Source organism: Hymenobacter sp. UV11, from assembly GCF_004684095.1.
GTDB lineage: Bacteria > Bacteroidota > Bacteroidia > Cytophagales > Hymenobacteraceae > Hymenobacter.
This window is the reverse complement of the sequence record NZ_SRII01000004.1, coordinates 276580-294541: the sequence shown is the minus strand read 5'-3', so window position 1 is coordinate 294541 and position 17962 is coordinate 276580. Positions and strand designations below refer to the sequence as shown.

The 17962-nt window shown below is 61.0% G+C and carries 14 protein-coding genes; 1 reads left to right on the top strand and 13 read right to left on the bottom strand.

The window, feature by feature from the left end; all coding sequences use genetic code 11:
• Positions 1-2: 2 nt before the first annotated feature.
• The 13 genes from atpH to E4631_RS08630 all read right to left on the bottom strand — a co-directional run bounded on the left by atpH (position 3) and on the right by E4631_RS08630 (position 14562).
• Positions 3-566, bottom strand: a complete 564-nt coding sequence (gene atpH, locus E4631_RS08690) for an ATP synthase F1 subunit delta (RefSeq protein WP_133659703.1) — start codon at positions 564-566, stop codon at positions 3-5.
• A gap of 92 nt (positions 567-658) precedes the next feature.
• Complete coding sequence (locus E4631_RS08685; RefSeq protein WP_133659702.1) at positions 659-1153, bottom strand: F0F1 ATP synthase subunit B; 495 nt, start codon at positions 1151-1153, stop codon at positions 659-661.
• A 205-nt stretch (positions 1154-1358) separates the two neighbouring features.
• Complete coding sequence (gene atpE / locus E4631_RS08680; protein WP_068338359.1) at positions 1359-1619, bottom strand: ATP synthase F0 subunit C; 261 nt, start codon at positions 1617-1619, stop codon at positions 1359-1361.
• Between the two features lie 82 nt (positions 1620-1701).
• Positions 1702-2769, bottom strand: coding sequence for a F0F1 ATP synthase subunit A (atpB, locus tag E4631_RS08675; protein WP_240734777.1), 1068 nt, complete (start codon positions 2767-2769; stop codon positions 1702-1704).
• Positions 2770-2832: 63 nt separating this feature from the next.
• Positions 2833-3246: a hypothetical protein gene (locus E4631_RS08670; protein ID WP_133659700.1), complete on the bottom strand. Its 414-nt coding sequence runs from the start codon at positions 3244-3246 to the stop codon at positions 2833-2835.
• Between the two features lie 118 nt (positions 3247-3364).
• Entirely contained in the window at positions 3365-4618 is a 1254-nt protein-coding gene (locus E4631_RS08665; RefSeq protein ID WP_133659699.1) for a hypothetical protein, read from the bottom strand.
• A 27-nt stretch (positions 4619-4645) separates the two neighbouring features.
• Positions 4646-6208 carry a SusD/RagB family nutrient-binding outer membrane lipoprotein gene (locus tag E4631_RS08660; protein WP_133659698.1) on the bottom strand — a complete coding sequence of 521 codons (1563 nt, stop codon included), beginning with the start codon at positions 6206-6208 and terminating at the stop codon, positions 4646-4648.
• Positions 6209-6383: 175 nt separating this feature from the next.
• Positions 6384-9590: a SusC/RagA family TonB-linked outer membrane protein gene (locus E4631_RS08655; protein WP_133659697.1), complete on the bottom strand. Its 3207-nt coding sequence runs from the start codon at positions 9588-9590 to the stop codon at positions 6384-6386.
• 287 nt (positions 9591-9877) lie between these two features.
• On the bottom strand, positions 9878-11719 hold the full coding sequence (locus tag E4631_RS08650; protein WP_133659696.1) for a serine hydrolase: 1842 nt from the start codon (positions 11717-11719) through the stop codon (positions 9878-9880).
• Positions 11720-11770: 51 nt separating this feature from the next.
• Positions 11771-12421: an alpha/beta hydrolase gene (locus E4631_RS08645; RefSeq protein WP_133659695.1), complete on the bottom strand. Its 651-nt coding sequence runs from the start codon at positions 12419-12421 to the stop codon at positions 11771-11773.
• Positions 12422-12423: 2 nt separating this feature from the next.
• On the bottom strand, positions 12424-13356 hold the full coding sequence (locus E4631_RS08640; protein WP_133659694.1) for a ring-cleaving dioxygenase: 933 nt from the start codon (positions 13354-13356) through the stop codon (positions 12424-12426).
• Positions 13357-13501: 145 nt separating this feature from the next.
• Complete coding sequence (locus E4631_RS08635; protein ID WP_133659693.1) at positions 13502-14215, bottom strand: pirin family protein; 714 nt, start codon at positions 14213-14215, stop codon at positions 13502-13504.
• Positions 14216-14325: 110 nt separating this feature from the next.
• Positions 14326-14562 carry an AtpZ/AtpI family protein gene (locus E4631_RS08630; RefSeq protein ID WP_133659692.1) on the bottom strand — a complete coding sequence of 79 codons (237 nt, stop codon included), beginning with the start codon at positions 14560-14562 and terminating at the stop codon, positions 14326-14328.
• A 183-nt stretch (positions 14563-14745) separates the two neighbouring features.
• Between E4631_RS08630 and E4631_RS08625 the strand changes: the two genes are divergently transcribed.
• Positions 14746-17862, top strand: coding sequence for a hypothetical protein (locus tag E4631_RS08625; RefSeq protein WP_133659691.1), 3117 nt, complete (start codon positions 14746-14748; stop codon positions 17860-17862).
• The last annotated feature ends 100 nt before the right edge of the window (positions 17863-17962 follow it).

The window sequence follows — 17962 nt, the reverse complement described above, 5'->3', positions numbered from 1 at the left end:
AATTAATTTAAGCTAGGTTGATAAGTATTGTCGGTCAGGGCCGTACGCAAGCGGCGTAAATTGCCCTTTACCGAATCGTCAATCTGCTGGTCGCCTACGCGTAACACGAAGCCGCCAATCAGCGAGACATCAATTTTCTCGGTGAGCGAAACATCTTTCAGACCCGTTTGCTGCTTCACCATCTTTTCGATTTCGGCGCGAGTAGCCGGGGTGAGGGGAGTAGCCGAAGTTACTTCCGCTACCTGCACGCCCATCAAGGCGTTGTACTGCATCAGAAACTCGTCGCCGATAAACTCCAGCGCATCCTCACGGTTTTTGCTGGTCAGAATCTGAAAAAAGCGCATCAGCATATCCGACACTTTGCCCTGAAAGATGGCTGTCAGGATGTTAAGCTTTTTGTCGTGCTTCACAATCGGGTTGCGCAACAAAAGGCGCAGGTCGCGGCTGCCGGCCATAGTATTGGCCAGCAGGTCCATGTCCTGCTTAATTGTTGGCAAGGTGCCCATTTCCTGTGCCAAGTCCAGCAAGGACTTGGCATAGCGGGCGGCTACTCGTTGGTCGGCCATTTTTTAGTTAGCTGTCAGTTGTTAGTTAGCAGTTGCGAGTTGTCGATTAGGCTGTTTACAAAGCCTGGCAACTAGCCACTGCCAACTGCCAACTAATTAAGTTTTATGTCTTTCAGATACGCATCTACCAGATTTTGCTGGGCGGCGGGCTCAGCCAGCTCGCGGCGTAGCACGCGCTCAGCAATATCCACGCTGAGCTGGGCGGCAGTATTTTTTACCTCGGCCAAAGCCTGGTTTTTTTCCTGCTGAATGGCTTCGCGGGCTTGCTGGGCAATGCGGCTGGCTTCTTCTACGGCGGTAGTTTTGGCCTGCTCGATGAGCCGGTTGGCGATAACCTGGCCTTCCTTCAGCATTTGGTCGCGCTCGTGGCGAGCATCAGCCAACAGCTTCTCGTTGCCAGCCTTGAGGCTCTGCATCTCCAGCTTGGCGTTTTGGGCCATTCTGAGGGCTTCATCGATGCTGTCTTCCCGCTCCTTGAGCGAACCCAAGATAGGCTTCCAGGCAAACTTAGCCAGGAGAAGAAACAGGAGAAGGAAAATAAGGGTCTGCCAGAAAAGCAAACCAAATTCGGGGGTGATAAGCGACATAGTAGCGGCAATTATCGGGGTGATGATGCCACCGTAAAGCGACACCAATAAACATCCGGCAGTGGCAGGTAAGTTGCCAAAGCACTTGGTTTAATTCTACTTATAGAAACCAACCAAAACTTTAGCCGAACGAAAACCCGGCGCGGCTGGCCCCTTCTCGCTAGGTGCGAAGAAAGAGCCAGCCGGCCGGGTTATACCGACACGATTACTTCAAGTTCAGCGCGATGAGTAGGCAGACTACAACTGCGAACAAGGCTGCTCCTTCAATCAGAGCGGCCACGATGAGCATGGCAGTCTGAATTTTGCCCGAAGCTTCCGGCTGACGGCCGATAGCTTCCATGGCACTACCGCCGATGCGGCCAATACCCAGGCCGGCACCTATGATAGCCAGACCAGCACCAATGCCGGCACCCATTACAGCCAGACCAACCGAATTAACAACTTGCAGCAACAACGAAAGAAGCATGGTAAAAAAGAAAATGTGAGTAGGGAAAAATTTGAAGGGAAATACAACTAGGCTACCTTATAAGTAGCTAGCCCAGCTATTATTAATGAGCCGCGATATCGGGCTTGGTAAGGTTGGCGAAATTGGAGCCGCCTTGGCGCTCCTCTGCAAAGCCGTAATCGTCGTGCTCATGGCCGTGGCCATGCTCTTCATCGTGGTGCTCTTCGAGAGCGCCGCCGATATACATGGCGGTCAACAACGTGAAGATGTAAGCCTGCAGGATAGCTACCAGCAACTCCAGCACACTAATGAACAATCCGAATGGGACCGACAAGAAGCCGGTGTAGGCCGAACGGAAAATGAAGATGAGACTGATAAAGCTCAGAATAATAATGTGACCGGCCGTGATGTTGGCGAACAGACGTACAGCCAGCGAAAAAGGCTTCACAATTACTCCAACCAGTTCAACCGGAATCATGATGATTCGCAGGGGTAGGGGCACGCCGGGCGTCCAGAAAATGTGCGTCCAATAGTTTTTGTTGCTGCTAAAAAGCGTCACAATTAACGTCAGCACCGCCAGCATAGCCGTCACCGCAACGTTGCCGGTAAGGTTAGCTGCGCCAGGCGTGAGGCCCAGCAGGTTGTTAAACCAGATGAAGAAAAAGACGGTGAGCAGGTACGGCATGTAGCGTTCGTACTTGGGGCCAATGCTCTTCTTAGCTACTTCGTCGCGGATGAAAATAACGAAAGGCTCCAAAAAGCCTTGCAGGCCGGAAGGGGCCTGACCAGCGCGGCGCTTATACGTCCTGGCGACTGAGATAAATACGATAACCAGCACGAGACTGCTGACGGCTAGGGCAGCGACGTTTTTGGTAATAGAGAAGTCGTAAACCTTGCTACCATCAGTAGTTACCAAGTGTTCTTCCTCGAGCTTAAAATTGCCGTATGTTTCGCCTTCTACTATGTGCTTAGAAGAGAAAACCGATAGACCCTTGCTAGGCTGATAGGCAATGATGGGCAGGTAAGTAATAAAGTTGCCGTTGTCGGTGCTGAACCAGTGCCACTCGTGTGAGTCGGCTACGTGGTGCAAAATAACTTGGCCGGGGTTGAAGGCCTCTTCCTTTTTGCCCGTTTCGGTGGGTTCAGCCGCAAAACCGGCGAACGTGCACAAGCAGAGAAAGAGAGTAAGTAACCGCTTCATTAATATTGAGTAAAATACAAGCTCGAGCATAAATTATTCACTTTCCGAGAGCGGCTTGTCTGAAAACGGGCGCAAGTTACTAAAAATAGCCCAGATTTCAAACCCGGCACACAGAAAATAGGCCAGGAAGAATGCACCGAGGAAGGTGAGTAAGTCGTGATTTCCGGTCAAACCACTCCGAAAAAAATAAAATAACACCATCCCGATACCCACCAATAGCCGCACCCCTACCCCCCCAAAATAGGCCGCCAGGAAGTTGTCGGGTGAGCGCCGGGTATACCATGCCGTGAACCAATAAGCGAGTAGCGTAAGCCCGAGCAGAACGCCTAGTATGGCCGGCGCCAGCGGGTTCACCACAACTCTACCAAAGCCCGCCCGCAGCCCAAACAGCACAGCAAAGCAAGCCAGTGCGAAAGCCAGGAAATGGGTCAAAAAACGATTGTTCATACGCGGAAAATCTCGGGCCGGAAGACAAAGGTCGGCATGAACTGCTGCCCTGCCACGCAAAAGCCCCGCCGGCCTACACCAGCGGGGCTACATGAAGCCGGGCTGAAGAGCTACAAAGCTACAACGAGCGGTACTCGAATCGGACGCGCCCTACCCCGCCGTTGGTACTGGCCTTCAGGGCCAGGATGCGCAACAGCATGACTTCGGTGGTGCCGCGCAGGCGCACGGCGTACACGTCGCCCACGGCAGGCGTGCCCAGGTCGGCGCTGGTCGTATTCTGGTAGAGCAGCGTGCCAATGGCGTTGGCGCTGGCTGTGACGTAGGGGGTAGCGGCCAGCTGGGCAGTGGTGAGCTTGTAGTAGCGAGTGGTATTCGACGTATTGAGCGTGAGCGTGCCGGTGCTAGACAGGCCATTTACCTGCAGGTCTTTGCCCGTTACCGCACTAGCCGCCGGCTCGTTGAGGCCGGTTACCAGGTTGAAGGCCAGTGAATCGGTAGGTAGGCCGCCGCCGAAGCTCACTCGGCCCTGGCGGGTGGTGCGGAGGGGGGTAGGCGCGCCCACCGCCAGCAGGGGGGTAGTGAGCGTGGTAGAAGTGCTTTGGGCGAAGGCCATAAACACGAACGTGGCCCCGCCGCCGGCCGCCGCGCCGGTGGGCACGCGCAGGTCGATAGTGCGCTTATTCTCCACGCCGGCGGTAGGTGTTTTGATAACTCCCTGCCGCAGCAGCGGGCCGGTGGTGCCCACGCGGGCGTAGTACACGAGGCTATCCACGTTCTTGAACAGATTGGGCGCCAGCGCAGTAGAAGTCGAGATACCGCCCGCGTTCAGCGTTACGGCGTAGCCGATGAGGTCGCCCTCACTCTGGGCGGTGGCGCTGAGGCCGTTGCGGTAGGTGGCGGCGGGGCTGCCAAAAGTGAGCGTGGGCGAGTTGGCCACGGTGTAGCTGAAGCGCCGCAGCCGCGTGCCGCCATTGGCAAACGTGAGCGTGACATCTACGCGCACCACCGTGCCAGCGGGGTAGGCGGCGGGCACCACATAAGGCACCGTTTGAGCCGTCGATTGCAGGGGCTGGTTGAAGGTGCCGCCGGCCGGGTAGCTGCCCGCCTGCGACGAGTCCGTTTTGGTAGCCTGGAAAACCGTGATGGTAGTCAGGTTATCGGGCGCGTTGTAGAGGGCCGTTACCGGGATGGTTTCGCCGGGCGCGTACTTGGTGTTGAACACCGTGTTGAGGGTAGTAGCCCCCAGAATACCCAGGTTGAAAAAGCCGGGCGCGGCCACGGGCTGGTAGAAGGTCGGAATATCCTTTTTGCAGCCGGCCAGCAGGGTCAGGCCGGCCAGCAAGGGTAGCAGACTTTTATATAAATACTTCATAAACAAGCATATGCTAGGGGTGAGAACCTACGGCATGTCAAACCACAGGGGCTTGGTCACGTAGTCGTCGTTGGTGGTGGCGCCGGCATCGCTGAAGAGCTTAGCTATAGCGTTGGGGTTGTAGAGCACCTCGGTGGCACCCGGCAGCAGGCGGCGGGGGTAGCGCCGCGTGGGGTCGGTCTGGCCGGCCACCACGGGGTTTACAGTGCGCGTCGGGTACACGAAGTTGACGTAGATGGCGGGGTCAAAATCGAGGCGGCGCAGGTCCGACCAAGAGTCGGGGTTCAGGAACATGGCGATGTACTTCTGTTCCATAATGGGGCGCAGCGTGGTGAGGGCGGCCTCGGTCTGGGCCACGGCGCTGGAGGCGAGGTAGGCGCTAATCTGAGCGGAGGAGATGGCCGGGAAGGTCACGGGCGGCACGGCGTTGCTACCCCCCTGCCCCACCTTGGCCATGTGCGCCCGAATGCCTTCCTTGAGCGAAGCCAGCGCCAGCGTTTTATTGCCGGCCCGGAAGGCGGCTTCGGCCCGAATAAACTGCAGCTCGTGATAGGTAATGGCCTCAAAGTAGCCCAGGTCGCGGGCGTACCAGCTGCCGTAAAAATCGGTGAACGTGGTGCCGGGCGTGACGTTGGTGCCGGCGGCCGTGCCCGCGCCGGGGTCTACGCCCGCGCTGGTGGTGGGCACCAGAATGCCAAAGCGCGGGTCCGTGACGCCCGGAAATGTGGTGCCATTCAGGTACTTCACCACATTACTCGAAAACACGGCGGTGCCGAAATTCGAGCGCGTGGTGCCGAAAATGTTGGTGGTGTTGCTGAGCGGCGCTACGGCCACCTGGAAGTTGATTTGCGCGTCGTCAGCGGTTGAGGTAAAACCCTTGTCGCAGAGCGCCAGCACGGCGGCGGGGCTGTAGCTCTGTTTCTTGGTGAGGTGCTGGGCTTGGCGCGCCTTGAGCGAGTAGGCCAGGCGCACCCACTTGGCGGGGTCGCCCTTATACAGAATGTCGCCGCTCTCGCTGGGCGAGGTGGCGTAGAAGGCGCGGAAATTGGCGCTCGCGGGCTTCGACAATTCTACTACCCCCTCGTCGCAGAGTTGGTTGATGACGGCGTAGATGGACTGCTGCGAGTCGTACTTGGGCGTGTAGTTGGCGCCGCCCTGGTAGGCCTCGGTGTAGGGCACGTCGCCGAGCATATCGGTGACATGGGCCAGGATGAGCGCCTGCATAATCTTGCCCGCGCCCACGTAGTACACCGACCCTTCGGCCTGGGCCACCTGAATCAGCTGCGGAATATTACCGCCTGAGTAGAAGTAGGAGTAATTAAACGTATTGGTGCTCTGCGCGTTGGTGAAGTAGTACTGGTCGTTGCCGCCGCTGTTGGCGGTACGGCTCACCACGTACTGCGTAATGTAGGGCGTGCGCAGGGCCGTGAACATCTGCGTTTGAATGCCATTGGAAATGACGTTGGGCAGCAGGAAATTGGGCGTCGACACGACCGGGTTATTCGGGTTGCTGTTCACGTCAAGAAACTTCTCGCACGAGGATAGCGCCGTGGCCCCGAATAGGCCCAGAAACAGAAGATATTTTTTCATCGGATAGAATACTTTGGGAGGGTAGGGCCGGGCTAGCCTCAAGTTGTCATTGCGAACGAAGCGCGGCAATCACCCCCGAACGATGGACGGACGACTGGCGCGGGTGTCGTTCTGGGGCGATTGCTGCGCTTCGCTCGCAATGACAGGTGGCCGGTTACACCCTGACTTTTATAAGTTAGAAATTGACCCGCAGGCCCATGTCCACGCCGCGAGTGGCGGGGATGTTGCCGTAGTCGATGCCGCCCGAGCCGCCGCCGCGCACGCCCGCACCGGAGCTGGCCGTTTCGGGGTCGGCGCCGCTGTACTTGGTTAGCAGCAGTAGATTGCGACCGGTCACGTTCAGCTCGATGCCTTTGAGGAAGGAGTTGGCGCCGCCGAGCCAGCGCTGGGGTAGCGCGTAGCTCAAGGCCACGTAGCGCAGGCGTACCCACGAGCCATCTTCGATAAAGGCCGTGCCCACGTTGCCCAAAATGTTGGTGTAGTAGGCCTGGTTCAGCTCGGTGGGGCGGGCGTTGGGCACGTAGGTGGTGTTGCCGCTGGCGTCTTTCTGGGCTACTACCCCATCAAAAACCACCGTTTTGTAGCGGTCGAGCGTGCGGGGGGAAGTACCGCCGGCGGTCAGGACGCCGGCAGTTTGCACACCGGCGGTCTGGTACCAGTCGTTGCCGTTCACTACTACGCCCCCTACCCGGAAGTCAAACAGCGATGTCAGCGACAAGCCTTTGTAGGTGAACGTATTGGTGACCTGCGTAGTGAAGCGCGGCGCCCGGTTGCCCGCGTACACGAAGTTGGCGTTTACGGTGGGGTAGCCGGTGGTGGCATTCACGATAACCTGCCCGAAGTAGGGCGAGTTGGGGTCGGTGACGCGGGCAAAATCGGTGGCCGCGATACCCGAGATGGAGTGGCCGGGAAAGGCGCCGCCCTCGTGCACATTGGTCACGAAGGTGTCGGACTGGTACACCACCGTCAGCGGGGAGGGTAGGCTCTCGACGTTGTTGGTGTTGTGGTAGAAATTGGCGCCGATGTCCCAGGTAAAGCCGCCGGGGGTGCGCACGGGCGTGCCGTTGAGGCTGATTTCCTGGCCCTCATTCGTCACTACCCCCCCATTGATATACTGCAGGATGAAGCCCGTGGCCTGGCTCACGCGCGGGGCAATAAGTTGGTCGCGGGTGCGCGAACGGTAGTAGTTGAAGTCGAGGCTAAGGCGGTTTTTGAAGAATTGCAGGTTAATGCCGGCCTCGTAGGTGCGGGTGCGCTCGGGCCGCAGGTTAGGGTTCGAGCCAAAGAAGTCGTTGCGGAATCCACCGCCGATATAGGTGTTGGTGGTGAGCGGCGCGAGCACCCGGTAGGGCCCCGTGTCGCGGCCTACCTCGGCCACCGAGGCGCGGATTTTGCCGTAGTTCAGCACCGGGTTTTGGTCGAGGCCCAGGATTTTGGTGAACTCGTAGCCCGCCGCGGCCGAGCCGTAGAGGAAGCCCTTGCCAAATATCTTGCCCTCGTCGGGGCGGGGTAGGGTCGACGACTGGTCGTAGCGCGCCTGCAATTCCACCACCAACTGGTCGAAAATCGTGGTCGAAAGCCGGGCAAAATTGCCGATGAGGTGGCGCGTCTGGTCGCGCTGCAGCGCATTGCGGTTCACCGTATTGTTGAGGCCGATGAAGTCGGGATTCTGGAAAATCAGGCCGAGGTAGTCCACCGCCTCGTCCTTGTTTTCCTCAATCGTGTTGCCCAGCAGGAAGGAGCCACGCAGCTTTTCGTTGAAAAAGCTGTGGTTGAACGTGGCCAATGTGGTGGCCGTGAGTAGGCGCGCCTGGTCCACGGTTTGGGCCAGGCCGCCAAACTGGTTGCCGACCTGCGAGGTGCCCACCGCCCGCACCGATTGGCTGCGCGTAGTGTACACGTCGGTGCCGATGTTATGGCTCAGCGTCAGCCACTTCACCGGCGAAAACGATACCTGCACGTTGCCCACGAAGCGGTTGGTGCGGTCGCTCTGCGGGTTTTTGTCCACCGTCCAGTATGGGTTGTCGGCATCCGAGTCGGTGCCCGCGCCGAGGGGTAGGAGGCGGCGGCGCGAGCCGTCGGGGTTGAGGTAGTTGCGGGCGTCGTCGTTGCGCGGCCAGTTGAGCAAGCTCAGCAAAAAGCCGCCCGAACTGCCAAACAGGCCCGGCCCTTGCAGCGGCCGCACCGCGCCCGAAGTGAGGTACTGCGCCGAGCCAGTGACGCTGAGCTTGGGCGAAATCTGAGCCGAGCCCGAAAGGCGCACCGTCGTCTTGTCGTACTTGCTGCCGGGCGTCACGCCGGTCTGCTGCAAGTTGGAGGCCGAGGCGAAGAAGCTGGCCTTGTCCGAGCCGCCCGACATGTTCACGAAGTTCTGGTAGGTCTGACCTCTCTGAAAGAAATTGCCCAGGTTATCGTACACCGGCTGGCCGGGTGCCAGGCGCGCGCCAAACGAGGCGCGCGTGCTGGGGTCATACACGCCGCCTGAGCCTTGGCCGTACTGGTCCTGCACCTGGGGTAGGCGGTTGACCTGGTCCACCGAGTACTGCGTGCGGAAGTTGAGCTGGGTGCGGCCGGCCCCGCCTTTTTTGGTGGTAATGACCACCGCACCGTTTGCGGCGCGCAGGCCGTAGAGGGCGGCGGCGGCCGGGCCTTTCAGCACTGTCATCGAGGCAATATCCTCGGGGTTGAGGTCACCGGCGCGGTTGGCGGCGCCCACCGAGCGGCCCAGCAGCCCGTTGAAGGCCGAGCCGCCGCCCGGCGCCGTGCTTTCCTGAAAGGACGAGTTGTCCATTATCATCCCGTCGATGACAAACAGCGGCTGGTTGTCGCCATCGAGCGAGGTGCCGCCCCGAATCACGATGCTGGCACCTTCGCCCGCCCCGCCGCCCGAGGAAGTGATGTTGACGCCCGCCACCTTGCCCTGCAGCGCGTTCACGATGTTGGTCTGGCGGGAGTCGATAATATCCTTGCTACTAACCTCCTGCACCGACGTCACGATATCGCGCCGGTCTTGTTTAATGCCGTAGGCCAGCACTACCACCTCGTCGAGGTCGCGGTTGCTGGCCGTCAGCGTCACGTTAAGCGAGCTGCCGTCGGCGCGGCGCTCCATGGGCTCGTAGCCCACGAAGCTGAACACGAGCGTAGCCCCGGCCGGCACGCCGCTGAGGGTGTACTTGCCATCGGCGTCGGTGGCGGTGCCGTTGCTGGTGCCTTTCACAATCACGTTCACGCCGGGCAGGGCGGTGTTGTCGGCGGCCTGGCGCACTACGCCGCTGATGGTGCCGGTGGCGGCCGCCGTGGCCGGGGCAGTTTGGGCCTGGCCGGGCGGCGCCAGCAGCACGCCGGGCAGCAAAGCGAAGGGCAGAAAGTAGCGTTTCTTCATAGGTAACAGTAAAATGGAAAAGGAAAAAGCAGCCCGAGCGAGCACGCAAACCACCCCTGACTATTCTTTTATTCCGACCCTCATCGGTCGGTCAACCAACAGCTTGCAAGCACTCATCTCACTAACAGCGTCCAGCTTGCAAGCGCCAAAGGTGCAAAAGATTCAGTAAATATTCATTGCACCGCCCTGCTTAATTTTTAGCCCCTCCCTACCCCCCTTCCAGCGGCCAAGCCCACCACGAGGCGCCGCGAAGGGTCGCGCTTACATTCGGTGCCCTACCCCCTCCTTTAAGGCTGGGCGCTCTCGATGGCCAGCTGGAGCAGCGCCGAGCGCACGCCCAGCTCGCCAAGCCGGTTGTTGCGGCGCGTGGGGTTCACGCGGTTGGCAAGCAGAATCACGAATAAATCGAGGTCGGGCTCGACCCAGAAATAGGTACCCGTGAAGCCGGTGTGGCCGTAGCTGCGCGGGCTGGCGCCGCGCGCCGCGTTCAGGGCCGGGTTTTGGGGGTCGGGCTTGTCGAAGCCCAGCGCTCGGCGGTTGTCGGGGCAAAATTGGCAGTGCGTGTACGCGGCCATTGTCTCGGCCTTGATGAGCTGCTGCCCGCCGTAGCGGCCCTGCCACAGGTAGAGCTGCACGAGCTTGGCCAGGTCGTTGGCCGCGCCGAAGAGGCCGGCGTGGCCGCTCACGCCGCCCAGCAGCGCGGCGCCTTCGTCGTGCACGGTGCCGCGCACCAGCTGGTGCCGAAACAGCGAGTCGTACTCGGTGGGCGCGATGCGCGGTGTTGCGAACCGATGTTCGGGGTTGAAGCCCAGCGTAGTAGCGCCCAGCGGCGCATACAGCTGCTGCGTAATAAACTGGTCAAACGGCCTACCCGTCGCTTTTTGCACGTAGTACGGGTAGAGCATAAACGAGAGGTCGGAGTACACGTAGCCGGGCTTGGCATTGAGGGGCGAGGCGGCAATGCCCTGGTAGAGCAGCGCCGGCATGTCGCGCCGCGCCCACAGGCCCGCCGCCACCGGCAGTGGAAACCGGGCCGACGAATCGGGCCGCAAAAACTGCGGGTTGGGGCGGCCGTCGGGGTTCACGTACTGCTGCCAGAAGGGGATGAACGCCCGCAGCCGCGCCTGGTGCGTGAGCACGTCGCGCAGGCGCAGGTCCTGCTTATTGCTGCCTTTTAAGAAATCGAACAGCGCGCCCAGCGTGTAGTCGGGGCCGAACAGGCCGCGGTCTTGCAGCAGCATGAGGGTAGGTAGGGCGGCCGTGACTTTGGTAAGCGAAGCGAAGTCGTAGAGCGTCGTATTGAGCACCGGGGCCGCCGGGTCGGCTGCCTGCAGCACGCCGTAGCTGCGGCGCAACGCCACTACCCCATGTCGCACCACCATCACCTCACCTCCCGGAAAAGCATTACCAGCCAGCGCCTTGCGCATCAGTGAATCGACCAGCGCGGGGAGGGTAGGCCGCAGGCCCGCCGCTACGGGCGTGCCGTAGGCTAGGCGCAGGCCGCCGCGCGTAGGCTGGCCCGCCGCTAAGCCGGCTGGAACTGTCAGCGTTGGGGCCAGTTGCCCGGCAGCCCCTACCCCTCCAAAAACAACCTGAATGGCCTGGCTGCACGCCTGGACCGTGCGCTGCCGAGCCAGCACCACGGCCGTGGACTGGGGCAGCTCAGGCAGCCGGGCTAGCGCCGTGCTATCAAATAAGAGCACCACCAGCTTTTTACCTAGCTTCAGGGCCTGTTGCAGCGCAAGTCGGTCCTGCAGGCCGCCGTCGGGCAGCACGAGTAGCAGCAGGTTGCGGGAGCGCAGTCGGGCGGCAGCCAGCGCGGGCAGCCCGTTAACAAAATCAGCCGCCACGTAATCGGCCACGTCCTGCTGAAGATGCGCGCTGAAATCAATGGCCTCACGGCCCGTAGCGGGCGGCATCTTGATGGTGGCCAGCCGTAGCGTATCGAGCCGGGGCAGGGGTAGCAGCGCGCCTTCGTTGCGCAGCACTACCACGTTGGTCGTGGTGAGGGGGGGTAGGGCAGCGGCTTGCTGCGGCTGGGCCTGGGCGGCCTGCGGGCTCAGCCAGCCCAACGCACACCACCAAACGCACAAAACCACGACGGGCCGAAGGAGCAGATACCGGAGCATAGGCCCGCAAGATATTGCCCTCCAGCTCGTCGTGGAGCATTCGAGGAAAAGCTAGGCCGCCGGGAAGTTGGCCGCCAGCCAAGCTACGGCCCCGTCCAGGTCGGCCTGAATGAGGTTATGGCCAGCGGGCATGTCGCGCCGCGTGAGGACGTAGCCGGCCTGCGTGAGTAAGGCGGCGTAGGCATCGGTAGCGGCGGGGCGCACCGTGGGGTCTTGCAGGCCGGGGGTGAAAAACACCGGAACCGGCCGCGGCGCCACAAAGGCCGGCACCTGCTGCACCAGCGGCTGCATGGGCCGCCACAGCACCGCGCCCGCCAGCAGGCTGGGGTAGAGCATCAGCAAGCTACCCGCGATGTTGGCGCCGTTGGAGTAGCCCACCGCGATAAGCTGCGCCGGGTCAAAACCCTCTTTAACTGCTACTTGGGCCAGAAAATCGGCCAGCTCGTGGGTGCGAAATACCACGTCAGGCTCATCGAACACGCCCATGCCCAGGCGGCGGAAGAAGCGGGGCATGCCACCTTCCTGCACGTTACCGCGCAGGCTCAGCACATTGAGGCCGGGGCCGAAGCGCGGGGCCAGGGAGAGTAGGTCGCGCTCGTCGCCGCCAGTGCCGTGCAGCAGGAGCAGCGTGGCCCGCGCCGGGGTAGGCGCGGGCTGATAGATGTAGGTGAGGGGCTGAAAAGCCGCAGTGTTCGGGCTCATAGCTAAGATAATACGGGCAGGTGAGCTTCGATGGCGGCGCGCTGGCTTTCGTACTGCGCGGGCAGCATGAGGTGGGTGCCCAGCTCGGCTAGCGGCTCATCGACCATAAAGCCGGGGTTGTCGGTGGCTATTTCAAACAGCACCCCGCCCGGCTCGCGGAAGTACATGGCGTGAAAGTAGTTGCGGTCAATCTGGGGCGTCACTTGGAAGCCTTTCTTAAGCAGCAAATCGCGGAAATACATCTGGGTGGCGTCGTCCTTCACCCGGAAGGCGACGTGGTGCACCGAGCCGCCGGCCACGTGGCCGCGCCCCTCGCCGGGAGCCGCTACCAATTCCACGATATTGGCCGTGCCGAGGGCATCGGTGGCGTAGCGGAAGCGATTGACGTGCTGGCCCACCAGCTGGTAGCCAAATACGTCGGTGAGCACGGCGGCAGTAGCCTTCACATCGCTCAGGGTGAGGGTAATATGGTGGAAGCCGCGCGTGGCCACGTCGGCGCCTACCTCGGGGGCAGTCCAGGGCGTGCGGGGGTCGTCGGCCACCTCGGTCAGCTCCAGCTTGAGGCCGTCGGGGTCGAGGAAGGTGAGGTAGCGCTCGCCAAATTTCTCGGCGGGCTTGTTGTAGGTAATGCCTTTGTCCTCAAACCGTTTCATCCAGAAATCGAGGCTGCCGGCGGGCACCGCGTAGCCGATTTCGGTGGCCTGGCCGGGGCCGCGCCGGCCGGGCTGCATTTGCCCCCACGGGAAAAACGTGAGGATGGTGCCCGCCGAGCCGCGCTCGTCGCCAAAGTAGAAGTGGTAGGTGCCGGGGTCGTCAAAATTGACGGTGCGCTTCAGGAAGCGCAGGCCCATGATATTGGTGTAGAAGTTGAAATTACGCTGGGCATCGCCCGCGATGGCCGTGATGTGGTGCAGGCCTAAGATTCTGTTTTCCATGATAGTATAAGTCAACTGGTTAATCAAAAATGAACGTCATGCTGAGCTTGCCGAAGCATCTCGCCTGCAGCACTAACCCAATTGTTAAACGAGGCGAGCGAGATGCTTCGACAAGCTCAGCATGACGTTCTTATAAGAAAAGAGCTTAGTGATTAATCGGCGCTTCGATAAGCAGGAAGCGCGTGTCGGCGGCGCAGGTGAGGCGCACCGAGCCGGTCGTTTCCCAGAGGCCCAGCGCGTCGCGGCGACCTAGCTTTTGGTCTTCTACCTCCACTTCGCCGCTGATGACGAAGACGTAGAGCATTTTGTTAGCCGGGGTAAACTGGTAGTCTACGCCTTGGCTTTCAGTATAGTAGCCAAGCGAGAGCTTGGCATTTTGGTTTATCCAGCAGTGGGCGGTGCCTTCCTCGTTGCTCACGATGGTGGTGAGGCGGTTGGCGCGCTTTTCTTCCGGAAACTGGCGGCGCTGATAGCGCGGCGTCACGTTCTGTAGCTTGGGCTCAATCCAGATTTGCAGGAAATTCACCTCGTCGTCGCCCACGTTGTATTCCTCGTGGCGCAGGCCCGAGCCGGCGCTCATAATCTGCACGCCGCCGGCCGGAATGACTTCCGAGTAGCCCAGCGAATCTTTGTGGTTCATGGTGCCGGCTAGCAGCACCGAGATGATTTCCATGTTGGCGTGGGCGTGCTGGCCAAAGCCCTGGCCGGGCGCCACAAAGTCGTCGTTGAAGACTTTCAGCAGCCCAAAGCCATTGCGCTCGGGGTTGGCGTAGGGCCCGAAGCTGAAGGTAAGGTGGCTTTTGAGCCAACCGATGTCCTTGAGGCCCCGGTCGGTGGCCGGAAAAAAGTGTGTGCGCATGGCAAATCGAGTTGAGGTGGAAACTGCGACGCATCAAAGCTACGATGCAATTAATGTACCTACATCAATTTAGAGAAAAAAGTTTTCTCGCTACTGCTTTTTCCCGGTTTTTACTTGCTAGTAACGCTGCGGATAACTTGATACAACGACCCAAAAATGCCGAATAGCGTGAGGCTAATGGTGTACCAGGGGGTAGTGGTGTGGAAATGGCCATCGAGCCACACGCCGGCCCAGGTACTGAAGCCGATGATGGCAAACATCTGGGCGGCAATGCCGGAATATTTGGCCAACGCCGAGTTGTTGCGGGCTTCGTCGTCGGCTTTGGGGGTGGGCGGGGGGGTAGGCATGGGCGGGCGAAAAAGGGAAGAGCGGTAAAGCTAAACGGCGGATGAAGGTTTCGGGCGGGCGGGGCGTAATTTTACGGATTGCGAGCGCGTTATGCGCGTAGGGTAAGCTTCAGCTTGCCGTTTTTATACTTGTGAGCTACTTACGGTGAGCCAAAGCTCACCTTACTTTCTTTGCTTCCTCCCTTGAAAATCGCTTTTCTCCTGCGTAGCTTCCGGTTTTGGCTGCTGACCTGGCTGGGCCTGAGCATGGCCGCCTGCGCCTCAGACAAGTCGCTGGTGAGCCACGCCCTCAACAACGTGGCGGCCCGCGACAACGGCTTTTTTCTGGCCCGCGAGAAGCTGCGGGCCACCGAGGCTACCCTCTACAAGGGCCGCAACGACGACTACAACCGCGTGCTGCCTCTCTACCCGGTGCTCGATAGCGGCACCGTGCGCGCCACCCGCGCCGACCTCAACGATATTATTAAAAAGGCCTCGCTACCCATTCAGCACCGGGCGGGCTCTGACTGGACCGACGACGCCTACCTGCTGGTAGGCTGGTCGCGGTTCTACAAGATGGAGTTTGACGACGCCATTCTCACGTTTAAGTACGTGAACAGTACCAGCCGCGACCCGTTTGCCAAGCAGGAGTCGCTGATTGGGTTGATGCGTGCTTTCTTGGTAACCAAGCAACTCGACAACGCTAAGGCCGTGTCGGATTTGCTCGACAAGGAAGTGGGCCTGCCTAGGGACGCGCGCGAGCTGTTTCTGGCCCGCACCGACTACTACTTGCAGCTGGAGGAGCCCACGAAGGCCATCGAGCAGCTGGAAAAGGCCGTGCCCCTGACGCCGGTGAAGAATGAGCGTTCGCGCTCGCGCTTTATTCTGGCGCAGTTGTACCAGCAGCAGGGCCAGGACAAGGAGGCTACCGCGCAGCTCAACAATATTCTGAAGCACAACCCGCCCTACGAGCTTGATTTTCAGGCTAAGCTGCTGCTGGGGCAGGTGTCGGACCTTGATAAACAGAGCAAGGAGCGGCTCGATAAATATTTCGCAGCGCTGCTGAAAGACCCGAAGAACAAGGAGTACCGCGACAAAATCTACTACGAGATGGCGCGCCTGGCCTACCGCCAGCAGAAGTACGCCGACGCGCTGGGCCTGCTGCGCACGGCCGCTAAAGTGCCCACCGTCAGCAAGTCGCAGAAGGGCTACACCTACCTGCTGGCCGGCCGCATCTACTACGAAAACCTGCACAAATACCAGTTGGCTGCGGCCTACTACGATAGCACCACGCAGGCCATGCCCAAGGAAAACCCGCTGTATGCGGCCACGATGGAGCGAGCAGGCATCCTCAAGGAATTTGCCAAGCAGTACACCATTATCGAGACGCAGGACAGCCTGCAAACGCTGGCCAAGCTACCCGCCGCTGCGCTCGACCAGCGCCTGAGCACCTACGCCGCCGCCGAGCTGGAAGCCAAGCGCCAGGCCATCGCCAAGGCCGCCGCTACTCAGCGAGCCCTGGCCCAGAAGCAGCAGGCCGATGCCAGCCGCATCTCGTCGACGCCGAGCGCGCTCAGCGGCAGCCAGCGCGATATCAGCAACCCCAACGCGTTTGATGCGACCACGGCGGTGGCCTCGGGCGCGGGCTGGTATTTTGATAATGCAACCACGCTGAGCACGGCGCGGGCCGAGTTTATTCGGACCTGGGGCGACCGCCGACTGCAAGACAACTGGCGCACGACCCTTTCCCCCACCAGCTCACCCAATGCCCCGCAGAATGGCGGCGCGCCAGTGAGCGTGACGGGCAATGACCAAACGCGGGTGAACGGCGGGGCCGCCGGCGCGCAGCCTGGGGCCGCGCCAGCGGCCGCTGACCCACTGGCCGAGCAAAACGCGCTCGCCACTAAGTACCGGCAGGATATTCCGGACACGCCTGCCAAGCTACAAGCCTCTAACCAGCAAGTAGAAGCGGCGATGTACGAACTGGGCGGCATCTACAAGGAAGAACTCAGGGAAAAGCAGCGCGGCTACGAAACCTACGCTGGCGAGGTGGCACGCTACCCTCGCGGCGAGCACGCGCCCGACGCCGACTACCTGCTCTACCTCTACTACAAGGACCTGCCCGACCCGGCCAAGGCCGCGCAGTACGCCGCCGCCTTGCAACGCGAGTTTCCGACCTCAACCTACGCCAAGCTCATTGCCGACCCGCTGTATCGCGAGCATGAGCGGGCGCTGCACAATGCCGTGGCCGCGCGCCTCGACTCGGCTTTTGTGCTCTACAAGGACCAGTATTTCACGAAGGCCAAGTCGGCCGTGGCGCGCATTGAGCGGGCGTATCCGAAGAGTGACCTCACCGACCGGGTGGCGTATTTGAAGCTACTGCTGGCCATTCGGACGCAGCCGCCGGGGGCGGTGCGGACCTCGGTGGCGCAATTTGCCAAAGACTACCCCGATAGCAAGCTGGTGCCGCAGGCCCAGGGCCTGGCCGGCGCGCTGCAAAAGGCCGAAGCCGGCCAGCTGGCCGGAGCCCTGGCCTCGACCGACAAGCCGGTGATTTCGCAGTTCCGGCCGGGTGAAATCGATAACCGGCTGCGTATCATTTACGAGGAGGCTGCACCGCCGGCCCCGGCTACCACGCCGGCCCCCGCCCCTACCCCCCCTCCCGCCGCCCAACCGGTGCCGGCGGCCGCGGCGACTATCAAGGGGGCTACTACGGCGGTGCCCATCAAGAAAAATGCCTTAGCCAAGCCCACTAGCCTGCCAGCGCCAACTACTACGGCACCCACCAATACCGCACCGGGAACTCCCGCCGGGGCCGCGCCAGCGCTGCCTAGCAACTCCCCTACCCCCACCACGCCAGCCGGCGCGCCGGCCACCACTCCTGGGGCACCGGCTGCTACCGCAGGGGTGCCAGCTACGCCGCCAGCTGCCCCGGTGGCCCCGGCCGTGGCCTATGCTACCCAGCTCAGTGCGGCGCACGCCGTGGTGCTGGTGTATCCCAAGGGCACGGCACCCACGGCCGACCTCGCCGCGCAGCTGACTACTTACAATGGCAAGTTTTTTCGGGCTAATAACCTGACCGTGCAGCCGGCCCAGGCGCTAGGCACTGACCAGGAAATAGTAGTGGTGCGGGCGTTGCAAGGCTCGAAAGTGGCCCAGAGCTACGCTACCAAGCTGCGCGGGCCGCAGTCGCCGCTGGCGCGCCTGCGCGGCCAGGGCTACCAGACGCTCATCATCAGCCTGGCCAACCTGGCGCTGCTGCAGGAAACGGGCGGCGACCTGGCCGGCTACCAGCAATTTTACCAGAAGGTTTACCAATAAGGGGTAGGCCGCATTAATGCAGAAGGTTCGCAGAAAGCGTCGCTGCCTTTTGTTACACCGCTTCGTTCCTGCTTCCGCCTGCTCACTCCGTCTTTTCAGC